The organism is Micromonospora sp. GCM10011541 (assembly GCF_042650725.1).
Classification (GTDB): domain Bacteria; phylum Actinomycetota; class Actinomycetes; order Mycobacteriales; family Micromonosporaceae; genus Micromonospora; species Micromonospora sicca.
Map to the genome: position 1 here is coordinate 1 of NZ_JBHSBP010000110.1, position 16,475 is coordinate 16,475.

Genomic DNA, 16,475 nt, shown 5'->3' on the forward strand with positions numbered 1-16,475 from the left:
TATGGACGTTACGCCCGTGTCATCCCCACTCGGCCGCCGAACCTTGCTGAGATCACCTCAATGATAAATTTGGATTATCGTCGGAGCATGTCGCGACCTCCTGGGCGGGTTGCCGTGCCGGTCCAGCCACCGGGGAGACTGGGGTCTACCCCACTTTCTGTAGGCCAGGACGGCTGCTGGGCCAAGGTAGAGGGCGGTCGCCGGCCAGACTATCTCCATGACCTTGACCGGCTGACGATATCCAAAAACAAATTGGTCAACAACGACAACGACGGTGCTGGAGCGTTGGTGCACGACCGGCTGCTACGGGGTGGGCTGTGGGCACTCGCGCTGGCCATCGAGTTCCCCGGGTTCGTGGTCGGCTTCAGTCAATGGGCCGGCAGACAGGTCGCGGGCGAGCACCTGGCCGAGCGGTTGCAGCAGATTTTCTTGATCAGCTTGGGTGAGGCCGTCTTCGTGTCCGGCCGGGCGTTCTCCGACAGCGACCTCGCTCTCCCGCACGGGATGGGGTTCGGCCTGGCCTTCATCGGCATCGTGCAGCTGTGGCGCATCTACTTCTACCGGGCCGGCCTGGTCCTGGCGCTGGCCATCGGCGCCGCCCGGAATCCGGCCCGGCAATCCGTGGCGGCCGCCCTGAATCATATGATCATGATTTCCGGTGTCGTCCTCGCTGGTGCTGGCTTCGAGCTGTACATCATCGATCCCACCGGCCGGCCGGAACCGAACTGGCTGGTGGCGATCCTCGGCGGCCCGGCACTTTTCCTGCTCGGACGGGCTCCCTTCGAGCTGCAGGTCTTCGGCCGGATCTCCCTGTCACGGCTGATCGGGCTCCTCGCCCTCGGCCTGCTGATCCCGGCCGTGTGGCATGCTCCTCCGCTGGTCGCGGGTGCCGGCGCCACGGCGGTGCTGGGCGGGATCGTCGTCGCGGACGCGCGGCGCGCTCGCGGGCGAGAGCCCGAGCCACCGGCCCCGCTGATGTGAGTTCCTCGCGCAGCGTGAGCCCATCCGTTGCGTGGCGGACGCGTCAGCGCTGGTACCGGTTGGCTGACCTTCGCCTCGTCGGACGATCAGCTCCGGCTCAGGTCGAGGGCGATGTCCAGGATCATGTCTTCCTGCCCGCCGACGAGTTTGCGCCGGCCGACTTCCAGCAGGATGTCCCGGGCATCGAGACCGTAGTGCCGTGCGGCGGTTTCGGCGTGGCGCAGGTAGCTGGAGTAGACGCCGGCGTAGCCGAGGGTGAGGGTTTCCCGGTCGACGCGGACGGGCCGGTCCTGCAGCGGGCGGACGAGGTCGTCGGCGGCGTCCTGGAGGGCGAACAGGTCGCAGCCGTGTTGCCAGCCTTGCACGGTGGCCACGGCGATGAACGGTTCGATCGGACAGTTACCGGCGCCGGCGCCGTGGCCGGCGAGTGACGCGTCGACGCGGGTGGTGCCCTCCTCCACGGCGATGACGCTGTTGGCCACGGAGAGGGACAGGTTCTCGTGGGCGTGGATGCCGATCTCCGTGCCCGGGTCGAGGATCGGCGTGACCCGCGGCGGCTGGGGTCTGACAGCTGCTGCAGGGCGGGGCGGGGCCGTTGCGCGGTGAGGTTGGCGCGATGTTAGCGCACACATCAAGACCCAACTGTAACTGTCAGCTGACGGCTGACGCCATGGCAGGAAGCTGCCTGGCCGCTCGGCGGCGCAGATGCTTCGCCGCCGTGGTCCTCTCAGCGGGCGCCCGACCTCCGCAGGTCCGGCGTTGACGGCCTGCAGAGCCCGGTGTGCGAGGCGAGCTCGCCCGCGATCGTCATGGCTCCGCGACAACGCCTGGGGAAACGCCTGCCGTAACACTACTGAAATTCTTGGCCCTTGACCGCTGGCATGTTAACGGTCACAGTGAAGCCATCCGCGACGGCCGCCACAGCGGGCGGCGCGGTGCCGGCGTAATCCATACTATCGATGGGAACCGTCAGTGGGAGATGTCGCGGGGCGCCCACCCCGTTCGGGGTCGCTTCCATCCGGGCCGGAGCCCGGCGGCCGGTCCCGACCACCAGTGATGGCGGACGTGGCTGCCCTGGCCGGCGTGTCGCACCAGACGGTGTCCCGTGTGCTCAACGACAACCCCCGGGTCTCCCCGGACACCCGCCGGCGGGTCGAGGAAGCCATCCGCAAGCTCAACTACCAGCCGAACTCGGTGGCTCGCGCCCTGGTTACCGGCCGGTCGCGCACTCTCGGTGTGGTCAGCTTCGACACCGCGCTCTACGGCCCCGCCTCCACCCTGATCGGCATCCAGGACGCGGCCCACCAGGCCGGCTACCACGTGGCGACGGTCAGCCTTCGCTCCCTCGTCCGGTCCTCCATCCTGGACGCGATCGAGCGGCTCCGGCGCCAGTCGGTGGAGGGTGTGATCATCATCGCGCCTGAGCTCTCCGCAGCGCAGGCGCTGGTGAATCTCCCGGCCGATCTGCCGGTGGTGGCGGTGGAGGGTGCCCTGGAGGTGCCCGTGCCGGTGGTGGCCGTCGACCAGAAGTCGGGCGGCGCCCAGGCGACCCAGCACCTGCTGGACCTGGGGCATCCGCTGGTCTGGCACATCAGCGGACCGGTCGACTGGGCCGAGGCGCGCGGACGCGAGCGGGGCTGGCGGATGGCGCTGGAGGAGGGCGGGGTGGCGGCGCCACCCGCGCTGGTGGGTGACTGGAGTGCGCGTTCCGGCTTCCTGCTCGGCCAGCGGCTGGCCGCGGTCCCCGGACTGTCGGCGGTCTTCGCCGGCAACGACCAGATGGCGCTCGGACTGCTGCGGGCGCTCCGCGAGGCCGGCCGGGACGTGCCGGGAGACGTCAGCGTGGTCGGCTTCGACGACATCCCCGAGTCGGCGTACTTCACCCCGCCGCTGACTACCGTGCGCCAGGACTTCGCCGAGGTCGGACGGCGCAGCCTGACCCGACTGCTGGAGCAGATCGACGGCGCCCCGCGAGTTGCCGGCACGGACACCGTGCCGGCGGAACTCGTGATCAGGGACAGCACCGCCCCCTACCGCGCTAGGTAATGAAAGGACCATCCGTGTCGTCCAATCCGCCCCCGTATGTTAACGCTAACACGCCCGAGCGTTGTGTTGTGGGAGTTGATTTCGGCACCCTTTCCGGCCGCGCCGTGGTGGTGCGGGTCTCGGACGGCGCCGAGCTGGGCAGCGCGGTGCATCCCTACGCCAACGCGGTCATCGACACGGTGCTACCGGCTGGCGGCGTCCCGCTGCCCCCGGACTGGGCCCTTCAGGACCCGGATGACTACCGCGAGGTGCTGCGCCGGGCGGTTCCGGCGGCGCTACGGGCCAGCGGGGTGGCGCCGGGGGACGTGGTGGGCATCGGCACGGACTTCACCGCCTGCACCGTGCTGCCGACCACCCGGGACGGCGTCCCATTGTGCGAACTGCCGGATCTGCGGGACCGCCCGCACGCCTATCCGAAGCTGTGGAAGCACCACGCCGCGCAACCGCACGCCGACCGGATCAACGCCCTGGCACGCGAACGGGGCGAGACCTGGTTGGCGCGGTACGGCGGCCGGATCTCCGCGGAGTGGCAGTTCGCCAAGGGGCTGCAACTGCTGGAAGAGGACCCGGCGACGTACGCGCGGGCAGATCGGTGGATCGAGGCGGCCGACTGGATCATCTGGGAGCTGTGCGGCGTCGAGACCCGCAACGTCTGCACCGCCGGCTACAAGGGTATCCGCCAGGACGACCGCTATCCGTCCCGGGACTTCCTGGCCGCCCTGAACCCCGACTTCGGCGGCTTCGTCAGCGACAAGATCGAGCATCCGCTGCTGCCACTGGGGTCCAGGGCGGGCGGTCTCACCGCCGAGGCGGCCGGCTGGACCGGCCTGCCCGTGGGCATCGCGGTCGGTGTCGGCAACGTCGACGCCCACGTGACCGCGCCGGCCGCCCGGGCCATCGACCCCGGCCAACTGCTCGCCGTGATGGGGACCTCGACCTGCCACGTGATGAACTCCGATCAGCTGGCCGAGGTTCCCGGGATGTGCGGAGTCGTGCGGGACGGCATCAGCACCGGCTACTGGGGCTACGAGGCGGGCCAGAGCGGGGTCGGTGACATCTTCGGCTGGTACGTCGAGCACGGGGTGCCGCCGGAGTACCACGAGCGCGCCCGGGCCGCCGGCGTCAGCGTGCACGACCTGCTCAGCCGCGAGGCCGCGGAGCAGCCGGTCGGCGCGCACGGCCTGGTGGCACTGGACTGGCAGAACGGCAACCGGTCGGTGCTGGTCGACCACCATCTCAGCGGCCTGCTGCTCGGGATGACCCTGAACACCAGGCCGCCGGACGTCTACCGCGCGTTGCTGGAGGCGACCGCCTTCGGCACGCGAGTGATCATCGACGCGTTCGAGGATGCCGGCGTACCGGTGAGCGAGCTGGTGGTCGCCGGCGGTCTGCTCGGCAACCCGGTGCTCATGCAGATCTACGCCGACGTGACCCGGCGTCCCCTGAGCCTGATCGACTCGGCCCAGGGGCCGGCGCTCGGGTCGGCCATCCACGCGGCCGTCGCGGCCGGGGCCTACCCGGACGTACCGGCGGCGGCCGCCGCGATGGGCAAGGTCCGGCGTGCGGTCTACCGGCCGGACGCCGGGCGGGCCGACGCGTACGACGCGCTGTACGCGGAGTACCGGACCCTGCACGACTACTTCGGCCGGGGGACCAACGACGTGATGCACCGACTCCGCTCGATCCGCAACGCCGCCCGGTCGGGCCACTCGCCGGCCTCCACGACGGTGGGTGTGGCCCGATGAGCGTCGCCGACCTCCGGGCCACGGTCGCGGCCCTGCACGCGGAACTCACGCGGTACTCCCTGGTCGCCTGGACGGCCGGCAACGTGTCGGCCCGGGTGCCCGGCGAGGAGCTGATGGTGATCAAGCCGAGCGGTGTGTCGTACGACGAGCTGACCGCGGCGAACATGATCCTGTGCGACCTTGACGGCACCGTCGTGGAGGGGGAGTTCGCGTCGTCGAGTGACACCGCGGCGCACGCTTACGTCTACCGGGCCCGGCCGGACGTCGGTGGCGTGGTGCACACGCACAGCAGCTACGCCTCGGCCTGGGCCGCCCGGGGCGAGGCGATCCCGTGTGTGTTGACGGCAATGGCCGACGAGTTCGGCGGGGAGATCCCGGTCGGGCCGTTCGCGCTGATCGGCGGCGACGACATCGGCCGCGGCATCGTGCAGACCCTCGCCGGCCACCGGTCGCCGGCGGTGCTGATGCGCAACCACGGCGTCTTCACCATCGGCCGGACCGCCCGGGACGCGGTGAAGGCGGCGGTGATGTGCGAGGACGTGGCGCGCACGGTGCACCTGGCCCGCCAGCTCGGCGAGCCGGCGCCGATCGCCCCGGCGGACATCGACGCGCTCTACGACCGTTACCAGAACGTGTACGGCCAGCGCCCGGTCGCCGCGCCCCGATCGTCACCGCGGTGACCGGCGCGTGATGTAACCGTAACAAACCCTTATTGACGCCATTCATGTGAACGATAACACTGTGAAATGCGACACCCGTTCGTGTGCTTTTTCGACAGCCGGGCGAGCACCTCGCCCGCTCCGGGTCGAGCGGGAGTCGCACCGATATCGAGGAGCGCACGCGACATGCCGCAGGCAGCACGCCAACAGGTCTGGTTCCTCACCGGAAGCCAGGGTCTCTACGGGCCGCAGACCCTGGCCCAGGTGGCCGACCAGGCGCAGCAGGTGCAGCGCGAGCTGGCCGGCAGCGGGGGGATCGACGCCGAGATCGTCTGGAAGCCGGTGCTGACCGACTCGGCGGCGATCCGGCGGCAGATGCTGGACGTCAACGCGGCGGACGACTGCATCGGGGTCATCGCCTGGATGCACACCTTCTCCCCGGCGAAGATGTGGATCAGCGGCCTGGCCGCGCTGCGCAAGCCGATGCTGCACCTGCACACGCAGCTCAACGCCGCGCTGCCCTGGCAGAGCATCGACATGGACTTCATGAACCTGAACCAGGCCGCGCACGGCGACCGGGAGTTCGGCTTCGTGCAGACCCGGCTCGGCGTCGCCCGCAAGACCGTCGCCGGCCACGTGTCGGATCCGGTGCTGCGGGACCGGGTCGCCCGCTGGGTCGACGCGGCCCGCGGGTACGCCCGGCTCCGGTCGCTGCGGCTGGCCCGGTTCGGCGACAACATGCGCGACGTCGCGGTGACCGAGGGGGACAAGGTCGAGGCCGAGCTCCGGTTCGGCGTCTCGGTGAACACGTACGCGGTCAACGACCTGGTGACCCGGGTGGACGCCGTGTCCGACCAGGCGGTGGACGCCCTCGTCGAGGAGTACGCGGACAGCTACCGGCTCGCGCCCGGGCTGGAGCCCGGCGGTGATCGGCACGACTCGCTGCGGTACGCCGCACGGATCGAGCGGGGCCTGCGCGAGTTTCTCGACGAGGGCGGGTTCGGCGCCTTCACCACGAACTTCGAGGACCTGGGCGGGCTGCGCCAGCTGCCCGGGCTCGCGGTTCAGCGGCTGATGGCCGACGGCTACGGCTTCGGCGGAGAGGGGGACTGGAAGACCTCGGCCCTCCTCGCCACGGTGAAGGCGATGGGCGGCCTGCCGGGTCGGGGGACATCCTTCATGGAGGACTACACCTATCACTTCGGTCCGGGCGAACCGAAGATCCTCGGGGCGCACATGCTCGAGGTCTGCCCGAGCATCGCCGACGGCCAGCCGTCGTGCGAGATCCACCCACTGGGCATCGGCGGCCGGGAGGACCCGGTCCGGCTGGTGTTCGACGCCCGTCCCGGGCCGGCCGTGGTGGTCGGCATCGCCGACCTCGGTGACCGGTTCCGGCTGGTGCTCAACGAGGTCGAGGTGGTGCGACCGGACGAGCCGCTGGTGAGCCTGCCAGTGGCCCGAGCCGTCTGGAAGCCGGCACCCGATCTGTCCACCTCGGCGGAGTCCTGGCTCACCGCCGGCGGACCGCACCACACCGTGCTGAGCCAGGCGGTGCAGACCGAGACGTTCCGGGACTTCGCCACCATGCTGCAGACCGAGCTGCTGGTCATCGACGAGTTGACCAGCAGCGGCCGGTTCGCCGACGAGATCCGCTGGAACCAGGCGTACTACCGGCTGGCCCAGGGCCTGCCGAGCCGAGGCTTCTGACCGCTCCCGCCGGCGCCCGCCGGCTGTCCTCCCGACCTACCAGACCCAGTTCCCAGTTCCAGATCCCAGATCCCAGATCCCAGATCCCACTGAGGAGTGAGAATGAGACTCGCCAGGTTGACCACCGCGGTGGTGACCGTGGCACTGGCCACGGCCATGTCCGCCTGCGGTTCGAGCACCAAGACCGTCGACCAGGGCGGCGGCGGCGCCGACTCGGCCGGTGCCCTCGTCGGCGTGACGATGCCGACCAAGTCGTCGGAACGATGGATCGCCGACGGCAACAACGTCAAGGCCGCGCTGGAGAAGCTCGGCTACAAGGTCGACCTGCAGTACGCGGAGAACGACATCCCGACCCAGGTCAACCAGATCGAAAACCAGATCACCAAGGGCGCCAAGCTGCTCATCATCGCCTCGATCGACGGCACCGCGATCACCACGCAGCTGCAGGAGGCCGCCGACAAGAAGATCCCGGTGATCGCCTACGACCGGTTGATCCGCAAGTCGCCCAACGTCGACTACTACGCCACCTTCGACAACTACAAGGTCGGCGTGCAGCAAGCCACCTCCCTGCTGGTCGGCCTCGGGCTCAAGAAGGAGGACGGCTCGGAGGGGACGGCCAAGGGCCCGTTCAACATCGAGTTGTTCGCCGGCTCGCCGGACGACAACAACGCGACCTTCTTCTTCAACGGCGCGATGGACACGCTCAAGCCGTACATCGACAAGGGCACGCTGGTCGTCAAGAGCAAGCAGACCGACTTCAAGACCGTCGCGATCCTGCGGTGGGACCCCGCCACGGCGCAGAAGCGCATGGAGGACCTGATCACCAAGACGTACACCGGCGGCACGAAGGTCCAGGGTGTGCTGTCGCCGTACGACGGTCTGTCGATCGGCATCCTGTCGGCACTGAAGAGCAGTGGCTACGGCACCGCCGGCCAGCCGTACCCGATCGTCACCGGCCAGGACGCCGAGGTCGCCTCGGTGAAGTCGATCATCGCGGGTGAGCAGTACGCCACCATCTACAAAGACACCCGAAAGCTGGCCGACGTCACGGTGAAGATGGCCGACGCGGTGCTCAAGGGTGCCAAGCCCGAGGTCAACAACACCAAGGACTACGACAACGGCAACAAGATCGTTCCGTCGTACCTGCTCGACCCGGTGATCGTCTACAAGTCCAACTACAAGGCGACGCTCGTCGAGTCCGGCTACTACACCGCGGACCAGCTGAAGTAATGTCCCGACGTCCGGCCGGCGGTGGCTACCCGCGCTGCCGGCCGGACGCCCGGGCCTGTACGTCGCGGGCACCAACGCCCGTTCAACCCGAAACTGATCGAGAAGGCGGCGGGCATGACCGACGCGATATTGCAGATGCGGGGGATCACCAAGACCTTCCCCGGCGTCAAGGCGTTGCAGGACGTCAACCTCGAGGTGCGACGCGGCGAGATCCACGCGATCTGCGGCGAGAACGGCGCCGGCAAGTCGACGCTGATGAAGGTCCTGTCCGGCGTCTACCCGCACGGGTCGTACGACGGGGAGATCTACTTCGACGGCGGGCTGTGCGACTTCGCCGGAATCCGCGACAGCGAAAAGCGCGGCATCGTCATCATCCATCAGGAGCTGGCGCTGAGCCCGTACCTGTCGCTGGCCGAGAACATCTTCCTCGGCAACGAACGGGCCAAGCGGGGCCTCATCGACTGGACCCGCACCAATGCCGAGGCCGCCGACCTGCTGAACCGGGTGGGCCTGCGGGAAAACCCGACCACCACGGCGATGGACATCGGGGTGGGCAAGCAGCAGCTCGTAGAGATCGCCAAGGCGCTCTCCAAGGAGGTGCGCCTGCTGATCCTCGACGAGCCGACCGCAGCCCTGAACGACGAGGACTCCGCGCACCTGCTCGACTTGCTGCGCGGCCTGCGCGACGAGGGGATCACCTGCGTGATCATCTCGCACAAGCTGAACGAGATCGAGGCCGTCGCCGACTCCGTGACCATCCTGCGGGACGGCCGGACCATCGAAACGCTGGACATGCGCGCCGGCGGGGTCACCGAGGATCGGATCATCTCCGGCATGGTCGGACGCGACCTCGAACACCGGTTCCCGCCGCACGAGTCGACGATCGGTGAGGAGGTGCTGCGCATCGAGGACTGGAAGGTGCACAGCCCTACCCAACACGGCCGGGTGGTGGTCTCCGAAGCCCATCTGACCCTGCGCCGCGGCGAGATCGTCGGGCTGGCCGGACTGATGGGTGCCGGCCGGACCGAACTCGCGATGAGCGTGTTCGGCCGCAGCTACGGGGTGGACATCTCGGGCCGCGTCTTCAAGAACGGCAAGGAGATCCAGATCCGGACGGTGGGCGACGCCATCCGGCACGGCATCGCATACGCCACCGAGGACCGCAAGCGGTACGGCCTGAACCTCATCGAAGACATCAAGCGAAACGTGTCCGCGGCCCGGCTGGAGAAGCTGGCAAACCGCGGCTGGGTCCACGACAACGAGGAGTACCGGGTCGCCGAGGAGTTCCGGTCCAGCCTCAACATAAAGGCGCCGAGCGTCGCCTCCACCTCCGGCAACCTCAGCGGCGGCAACCAGCAGAAGGTGGTGCTGGCGAAGTGGATGTTCACCGATCCGGACGTGCTGATCCTCGACGAACCCACCCGGGGCATCGACGTAGGCGCCAAGTACGAGATCTACGGAATCATCAACCGGCTCGCCGACCAGGGCAAGGCGATCCTGGTCATCTCGTCCGAGCTGCCGGAACTGCTCGGCATCTGCGACCGGATCTACGCCCTGTCCGCCGGGCGGATCACCGGTGAGCTCTCCCGGGCCAACGCCACCCCAGAGCGCCTGATGGCGTACATGACCACGGTAAAGGAGTAGCGGCCCGATGAGCAGCGTCGCGCCCACGAGCGGCCAGATCCCGACCAACACCACCGTCGCGGTGGACCCGGATCTGACCCCGCCACCGACCAACACACCGAGGAGTCGATCCTCGGTCGACCTGCGCCAGAGCGGCATCTACATCGCGTTCGCGGCGATCATCGTCCTGTTCGAGGTGCTCACCCAGGGCGCCCTGTTGGAGCCGCAGAACATCTCCAACATCGTCGTGCAGAACTCGTACATCCTGATCCTGGCGATCGGGATGATCCTGATCATCATCGCTGGCCACATCGACCTGTCGGCCGGCTCGGTCGTCGCGGTCACCGGGGCGGTCGCCGCGGTACTCATGGTGAACCAGCACGTGTCCTGGCCGCTCGCCATCGTGATCACGCTGGTCGTGGGCGCGCTGATCGGCGCCTGGCAGGGCTTCTGGATCGCGTACTTCGGCATCCCGGCCTTCATCGTCACCCTCGCCGGCATGCTGGTTTTCCGTGCGCTCACCCTGACCGTGCTAGGCAACCAGGGCATCGGCCCGTTCCCGGACAACGTGCGGACGCTGGCCAACGGCTTCACGCCCGGCTTCCTGGGCAACGTCGGCCTCGGTGTGCTGGGTGGAGCGGACCTGTTCTCGCTGATCGTCGGTGTGCTCGCCGTCGCCGGCATCTTCGGGGTGCAGTGGCGGGCCCGGCGTGCCCGGATCGGCTACCGGCAGGCCGTCGACCCACTGCCGATCTTCGCCCTGAAGCTGGCCGGTGCCGCCCTCGTGCTGATGTTCATCATCGTGCAGATCGCCCGGTTCAAGAACCTGCCGTGGGTGCTGGTGCTGCTGGCGGTTCTCGTGCTGGCGTACACGCTGATCAGTCAGCGGACGGTGTTCGGTCGGCACATCTACGCGGTCGGCGGCAATCTCCAGGCGGCCAGTCTCTCCGGCGTCAAGGTCAAGTCGGTGACGTTCTGGATCTTCGTAAACATGGGCGTGCTCGCCGCCATCGCCGGAATCATCTTCGCCGGCCGGCTGAACCAGGCCGGTCCGACCGCCGGAAACTCCTTCGAACTCGACGCCATCGCCGCCGCCTTCATCGGCGGCGCCGCCGTGCAGGGCGGCGTCGGCAAGGTCGCCGGTGCGATCACGGGCGGCCTGATCATGGCCGTGATCAACAACGGTATGTCCCTCATAGGTTCGCCGAGCGAGCGGGTGATGCTGGTCAAGGGGCTGGTCCTGCTCGGCGCCGTGGCGTTCGACGTGTGGTCCAAGCGTCGCGCCGGCCGGACGCGCTGACGGCCGTGGGCGTGGCGGCGGCAGGTCGGCCACGCCCGTGGCCCGCGGAGTCCTTGAGTAGCGAGATACCGGTGGGTCGGCGACACCAGGTCCTGGCGGCTCGAGGTCAACCGGCCGCAGGGTGCCACAACTAGGCGGCGACGCAGCGCTGAGCCGATCCGCAGGACAGGCGGGGCCGGTGGCCGGGCGCATGCCAGGCACCGGCCCCGCTCGTCTGGTGAGCCGGTGCTCCTCATCAAGGCCAGCAACCTGCGGCGCGGCTCGTCGGCGGCTCGCCCCGACGGCCGGCCGTTCCGCAGCGACGACGAGGGCGCCAGCTGGACCGAGCTGACCGTCGGGTCCGACGGCGGCTGGTGAGCGCGCCGCCGTGACGGAATCGCAGCAGGGCGTCGGTGGGTAGGCCCGGGCCGCGGTGTCGGGTGTGATCGACAAGGCTCGCCAGATCCAGCGTGATGGGCTGCCAACGTAGGGTCCCGCCCTTTTCGGTGAGCCGGACCAGGCCACGTTCCGATCGATATCGGTCAAACGTAGGGCGAGGGCGGCCCCGCGCCGGCAGGCGGTTTCGGTGTGCAGGCGTAGCAGGATGGCGTCGGCGCGGGCATCCAGCTCGCACCGAACTGCACGCGGATCCTCGATGACTACGGGCTGCTGGAGGAGGCCAAGGCCCGCGGCGTCGTACCCGACAAAATGGTGATGCGCGACGCGGTCGACGGGAGCGACCTGACCTCGCTCGACCTCCGTGACCTCGAGCGGAAGTACGGCTTCCCGTACCTGGTCATCCACCGCAGCGACCTTCACGGACTATTCCTCGAGGCCTGTCGCGAGGCCGGCGTCGAACTGCTCACCGAGCAGCGGGGCGCGGCGTACTCGCAGGAAGGGGACAAGGCCACCGCGACGACCAAAGCCGGCACCCTCCATGAGGGATCTGTGGTGATCGCGGCCGACGGCCTGCACTCCGTCGCCCGGAAGCTCTTCGTCGACGACCAGCCGTCTCCTCGGCCTACGTCGCCTGCCGCGGCACCGTGCCGATCGCGGAGGTAGGCCGCCCGGTCGACCTCTCCGAGGTCGTCGTGTACGTCGCCCCCCGCTGCGATTCCGTCCACTACGGACTGCACGGTGGCGACCTCCTCAACCAGGTCGCCGTCTTCGAGTCCCCCAGGCACTCGCCGGGCTCGAGGACTGGGGAACACCCGACGAGCTCGACACCGCCTTCGCCAGGACCTGCGAGGCCGTTCAGCAGGGACTGCCGCACATGTGGCGCGACAAGTGGTGGCGGATGTACGACCGCGACCCGATCACCACCTGGGTCGACGGCCGGATCGCCCTCCTGGGCGACGCCGCCCACCCGCCGCTGCAATATCTGGCGCAGGGCGGGATCATGGCGATCGAGGACGGCTGGGTACTCGCCGGGCATGTCAAGCGACTTCGGGGCGACGACGGCACCGTCGACTGGGCGGGCGCGCTCGCGGCCCACGAGGCGGTCCGGCCGGAGCACTGCCGACGCGTGGTGCTGACGGCCCGCGTGTGGGGTGAACTGTGGCACCTCGACGGCGTCGGGCGCGAGCAGCGCAACGTCCTGCTCCGCGCCCGGAAGGTCGACGACTACTCCTCCACGGACTGGATCTACGGCCCGACCGCGCTCTTCACCGAGGACGAGCCAGCCATGTTCGAGCCGATCCCACTGGTATCGGCGGACCGGTTGGCCAGCGACCTGGCGGACTCCCTCGCACAGTGACCTCGCGAATGACCGCCCCCAGTGGTGACCTCGGGTGCCGGCGGTAGCCGCTCGCCCACCACCGCAGCGGCCCGCAGCCCCACGTAGAACCGGGTCAGGCTCTGCCCATGCCGCCCCAGGACCAGGCCGGCAGCCGCCCTGTCCGGCACCTCCGCCGCCGGGCGACCGCCGATCAGCAGCTCCGTCAGCCTGGCCAGCTGGTGATAGAGGTCCGACCGGGCACCCATCAAACCGTTGATTTCCCCGGCGGTCCCCGCGCGACGTCTGGTCACCGCCGCAGTGGCCGCCCGCATCGACCGCTCCGCCTCCTCGTACCAGAAGCCGATTGTCATGCCAGGGCCGCTGCCGCCCGGCGCAGTTGCTGGGCTGCCGCATCGTGGTCGAGCCGTTGAGCCAGCCCGTCCTGGGCAACGGCACGACGGGCGTGGTGCCGGGCAAGGTGCTCAAAGAGATCCCTCACCGCAGCCCGCACCTCGGGCCCGTCAGCGTTCGGGGCAGCCGCCTCAACTACGACATCGTCCGACGTGTGGGTCAGACGCGCCGGTCGATCTTCATGTGCTCGCACGCGCCGTCGTGGTTCTCGGTGAATGCCCCATCCGTTCGCCGAGCGATCTTCTGCCAAAACGTCCCAGCAGTGCCGTACTAGGCGGAGGTGGTGCGGTACGCGCTGCAGTTGAAGATCTCACCGGTGCTCTTCAGCAGGCAGACCCGGAAGGTGATCGTGGCAGCCTCCGGCATGTTCATGTTGTGGTCGACACAGGTGCCCGCCCCGTTCTTGTTCACGGCGTCGTTGTTTTGTCCCGGGTAGTCGGTCCGGGTGTACTGGGCGATCGCGCCGTAGCCGTCACCGCTGTTGTCGCAGACGTACAGGTGGTCGCCCTCGCCGACGAAGTACGCCTTCGCGCCGCATCCGTTCGGAGTACAGACGGTTGGCGGTGGAGCCTGCGGCGTGGGCTTCGGGCTGGACGACGCGGCGCTGGACGGGGTGGCGGTCGTCGATGCCGGCGCCGGCGACGATGGCCGGCCAGGCGCGGCGCCGTGCCGCGCGGGCTGAGTGCGGGCCGACTGCGGCTTCGCCTTGCTAGGGGCGGCTGACGGCCGCGGGTTGGTCGGGGTGGCCGACGCGACGGTCAGCGCCTGGGACGGTGTGTGACGTGGCCGGTTGACAACGGCGGCGATCAGCGTGCCGGCGGCGACCAGGACCGCTACGGTGGCGAGGCTCGCGACGATCACCACCGCTCGGCGTCGGCCCCGACGGACGGGGCCGCTCGCGGGCGCGGACTGCCGTTCTGGACGGTACCGGGTCGCTTCGCCCGGCGTAGCCGGACCGTCCGGTGGCGCGGGCGAGGGATCCGGATCCATCGGCGGCTGCGCCACGGAGGCGGCGCGCAGCGCGACCCGGTCCCGGTCGCCGGGTAGGGCCTTGAACTCGGCGGCGAGGCGTGCCGCGTCCCCTGGCCGGTCCGTCGGATCGGCGGCGAGGGTCCGCTGGAGCAGGGTCAGCAGCGCGGCCGGCACATCGGCCCGGTTCAGGTCGGGCACGCCTGGCGCGTTGCCGGCGGGTGGCGTCGAGGCCAGCAGTGTGTGGAGCGTGGAGCCGAGCGCGTAGATGTCGGAGCGGACGGTTGGTGGGCGACCTTCGAGCACCTCCGGCGCGGTGTGCCCGCGAGTGAACGCCGGCACGCTCCCGGACGGCTGCATCAGACCGGCGATACCGAAGTCGCTGAGGACGGGTTCGCCCCGGTCCGAGATCAGGATGTTGCCAGGCTTGATGTCACGGTGAAGGATGCCTGCCGCGTGTGCCGCGGCCAGCGCCTCGGCGATCGCCTCGCCGACGTGGAGGACCTCAGCGACCGGCAACGGGCCGGTCGCGGCGAGCCGGTTGGCGAGCGACCCGTTGGGTAGGTACTGCATGGCGATGTAGAAGCGCTGGTCCTGAGTGGTACCGGCGTCGAAGGTCGTGATGATGTGTGGTTGCCCGGTCAACCTGCCGGTCAACTCGCATTCGCTCCGGAACCGTTGTTGAGCGGCCGGGTCGCGCGCGTCGGCACGCAACACCTTGACCGCCACGGTCCGGCCGAGCGTCTCCTGGTATGCCGTGTACACGGTGCTGAACCCACCCTCGGCGATCCGGGTCAGGTCGCGGTACCCGGCGATCACTGGCGTGGCCTCCGTCGACTGCTGCATCGAGCTTCCGTCTCCTTTCAATTCACCTATCGGCTCTCAGGTCACCGCGTGCGCTGTTCTCGACCGAGGCGGCCGCGACGGAACGGATTGGCAGGGTCAGCACGACCTGGAAACCGCCGTCCGGCAATTCACCGGCGGTGAGCGTTCCGCCGTACAAAATGGCCCGTTCGTACATGCCGACCAGCCCCTTTCCACCGCTGCCCAGCTGCCCGGTTTCGCCCGTCGGTGGAGCGCTGCGGCGCCCGTCGTTGCTTATCCGGACGGTGATCTTGTCGGTGACGTAGCGCAGTGAGACCGTCACCCGGGAGCCGGCAGCATGCTTGATCGCGTTCGTCAGCGACTCCTGCACCACCCGGTACACGCACAGCCCGACACCAGCCGGGAGGGGCTGCGCCTCGCCGGACACGTTGTACTCGACGGTCAACCCGGTCAGCCCGACCCTTTCGATCATGACGGGCAGTCGTGCCACGTCCGGAGTGTCCTGGTCCCGTGCAGCCGGCCCGCCGTCCGATTCCGGGTCCGGACGCAAGATGTTCACCAGGCGGCGCACCTCTCCGAGCGCCTCGCTGCTCATCGCGGCGATGGACAGTAGAGCCTTCTCGGCGGTCGCGGGGTCGGAGGTGAGCACGTACCTGGCCAGGCCGGCCTGGACCGCGACGACCGACATGTGGTGCGCGGCGATGTCGTGCAGTTCCCGCGCGATCCGGATCCGTTCGAGCAGCACCGCCCGCTGCTCCCGCTCGTGTTGTTCAGTGACCAGCCGCGCGGCGTGGTCGGCCACGATCGCGCCGTACTCCTTCAGCCGACGCAGCCCGTCGCCGACCACCGCGAGCGCCGTCATCCACATTGAACTGAGGGCGATGATATCGAGAGTAGAGCCGTTCCAGGTGTGGACATTGCCATAGATCATGCCCGGAGCGATGATCGCCGCCCCGAGCACGGTCCATCGACGAGGGCGCTGGCTTGCCAGGGTGACCAACGCCATCTGCGGACCGAGTTGGTTCAGACCGAGCCAGTAGCCCCAGGCCTCGTACACGGCGAGCGGAACTTCACACGACACCAGCACCGTCATCGGGGCACAGCGGCGGAAGGCGAGCGGCATGTTCGCCAACAGGGTGAGCACGACGGCGAACACGTCGAATTGGCGTGGGCCGCTGGCGGGATAGGAGCCGTACCCGAGTTTGAGGGTAAGCCCGGTCACCAGGACAGCCCCCGCGGTGTCGACGACGAGGGGGCGTACACCCGTGAACCGTCGCACGAGT

Annotated in this window: 14 protein-coding genes and 1 pseudogene; 12 read left to right on the forward strand and 3 right to left on the reverse strand. The window is 69.2% G+C overall.

Annotated features, from left to right (window positions below):
- On the forward strand, window positions 1-981 hold a 981-nt coding region (locus tag ACFOYX_RS35945), incomplete at its 5' end, for a low temperature requirement protein A (RefSeq protein WP_377534800.1).
- Window positions 982-1,067: 86 nt separating this feature from the next.
- Here the strand turns inward: ACFOYX_RS35945 and ACFOYX_RS35950 are convergent.
- A pseudogene (locus ACFOYX_RS35950) lies at window positions 1,068-1,520 on the reverse strand (4-hydroxy-2-oxovalerate aldolase); the annotation flags it as partial.
- A 517-nt stretch (window positions 1,521-2,037) separates the two neighbouring features.
- Between ACFOYX_RS35950 and ACFOYX_RS35955 the strand changes: the two are divergent.
- From ACFOYX_RS35955 to ACFOYX_RS36005, 11 genes are all read left to right on the forward strand, one after another.
- Complete coding sequence (locus ACFOYX_RS35955; protein ID WP_322443862.1) at window positions 2,038-3,027, forward strand: LacI family DNA-binding transcriptional regulator; 990 nt, start codon at window positions 2,038-2,040, stop codon at window positions 3,025-3,027.
- Entirely contained in the window at window positions 3,027-4,772 is a 1,746-nt protein-coding gene (araB, locus tag ACFOYX_RS35960; RefSeq protein ID WP_322443863.1) for a ribulokinase, read from the forward strand. Before ACFOYX_RS35955 ends, araB begins: the two co-directional genes overlap by 1 nt.
- On the forward strand, window positions 4,769-5,452 hold the full coding sequence (locus tag ACFOYX_RS35965) for an L-ribulose-5-phosphate 4-epimerase (RefSeq protein WP_322443864.1): 684 nt from the start codon (window positions 4,769-4,771) through the stop codon (window positions 5,450-5,452). Before araB ends, ACFOYX_RS35965 begins: the two co-directional genes overlap by 4 nt.
- Before the next feature lie 165 nt (window positions 5,453-5,617).
- Entirely contained in the window at window positions 5,618-7,138 is a 1,521-nt protein-coding gene (gene araA, locus ACFOYX_RS35970) for an L-arabinose isomerase (RefSeq protein ID WP_322443865.1), read from the forward strand.
- 102 nt (window positions 7,139-7,240) lie between these two features.
- Window positions 7,241-8,368 (forward strand): multiple monosaccharide ABC transporter substrate-binding protein, encoded by a 1,128-nt coding sequence (gene chvE / locus ACFOYX_RS35975; protein ID WP_322443866.1) that lies wholly within the window; start codon window positions 7,241-7,243, stop codon window positions 8,366-8,368.
- Between the two features lie 114 nt (window positions 8,369-8,482).
- Entirely contained in the window at window positions 8,483-10,012 is a 1,530-nt protein-coding gene (gene mmsA / locus ACFOYX_RS35980; protein WP_322443867.1) for a multiple monosaccharide ABC transporter ATP-binding protein, read from the forward strand.
- 7 nt (window positions 10,013-10,019) lie between these two features.
- The gene (gene mmsB, locus ACFOYX_RS35985) at window positions 10,020-11,291 is read left to right on the forward strand and encodes a multiple monosaccharide ABC transporter permease (RefSeq protein WP_322443868.1); all 1,272 of its coding nucleotides are present in this window, start codon (window positions 10,020-10,022) and stop codon (window positions 11,289-11,291) included.
- 225 nt (window positions 11,292-11,516) lie between these two features.
- The gene (locus ACFOYX_RS35990; RefSeq protein ID WP_322443869.1) at window positions 11,517-11,648 is read left to right on the forward strand and encodes a hypothetical protein; all 132 of its coding nucleotides are present in this window, start codon (window positions 11,517-11,519) and stop codon (window positions 11,646-11,648) included.
- 291 nt (window positions 11,649-11,939) lie between these two features.
- A complete protein-coding gene (locus tag ACFOYX_RS35995; RefSeq protein ID WP_336636862.1) occupies window positions 11,940-12,332 on the forward strand; it encodes a hypothetical protein in 393 nt (130 codons plus the stop codon).
- A 211-nt stretch (window positions 12,333-12,543) separates the two neighbouring features.
- Window positions 12,544-13,026: a hypothetical protein gene (locus tag ACFOYX_RS36000; RefSeq protein WP_322443871.1), complete on the forward strand. Its 483-nt coding sequence runs from the start codon at window positions 12,544-12,546 to the stop codon at window positions 13,024-13,026.
- 376 nt (window positions 13,027-13,402) lie between these two features.
- The gene (locus tag ACFOYX_RS36005) at window positions 13,403-13,672 is read left to right on the forward strand and encodes a hypothetical protein (protein WP_322443872.1); all 270 of its coding nucleotides are present in this window, start codon (window positions 13,403-13,405) and stop codon (window positions 13,670-13,672) included.
- Here ACFOYX_RS36005 and ACFOYX_RS36010 read toward each other — a convergent pair.
- On the reverse strand, window positions 13,669-15,213 hold the full coding sequence (locus ACFOYX_RS36010) for a serine/threonine-protein kinase (RefSeq protein WP_322443873.1): 1,545 nt from the start codon (window positions 15,211-15,213) through the stop codon (window positions 13,669-13,671). The two genes, ACFOYX_RS36005 and ACFOYX_RS36010, sit on opposite strands and share 4 nt — an antisense overlap.
- Window positions 15,214-15,235: 22 nt before the next feature.
- Complete coding sequence (locus ACFOYX_RS36015) at window positions 15,236-16,348, reverse strand: sensor histidine kinase (RefSeq protein ID WP_377534801.1); 1,113 nt, start codon at window positions 16,346-16,348, stop codon at window positions 15,236-15,238.
- Window positions 16,349-16,475 lie beyond the last annotated feature (127 nt).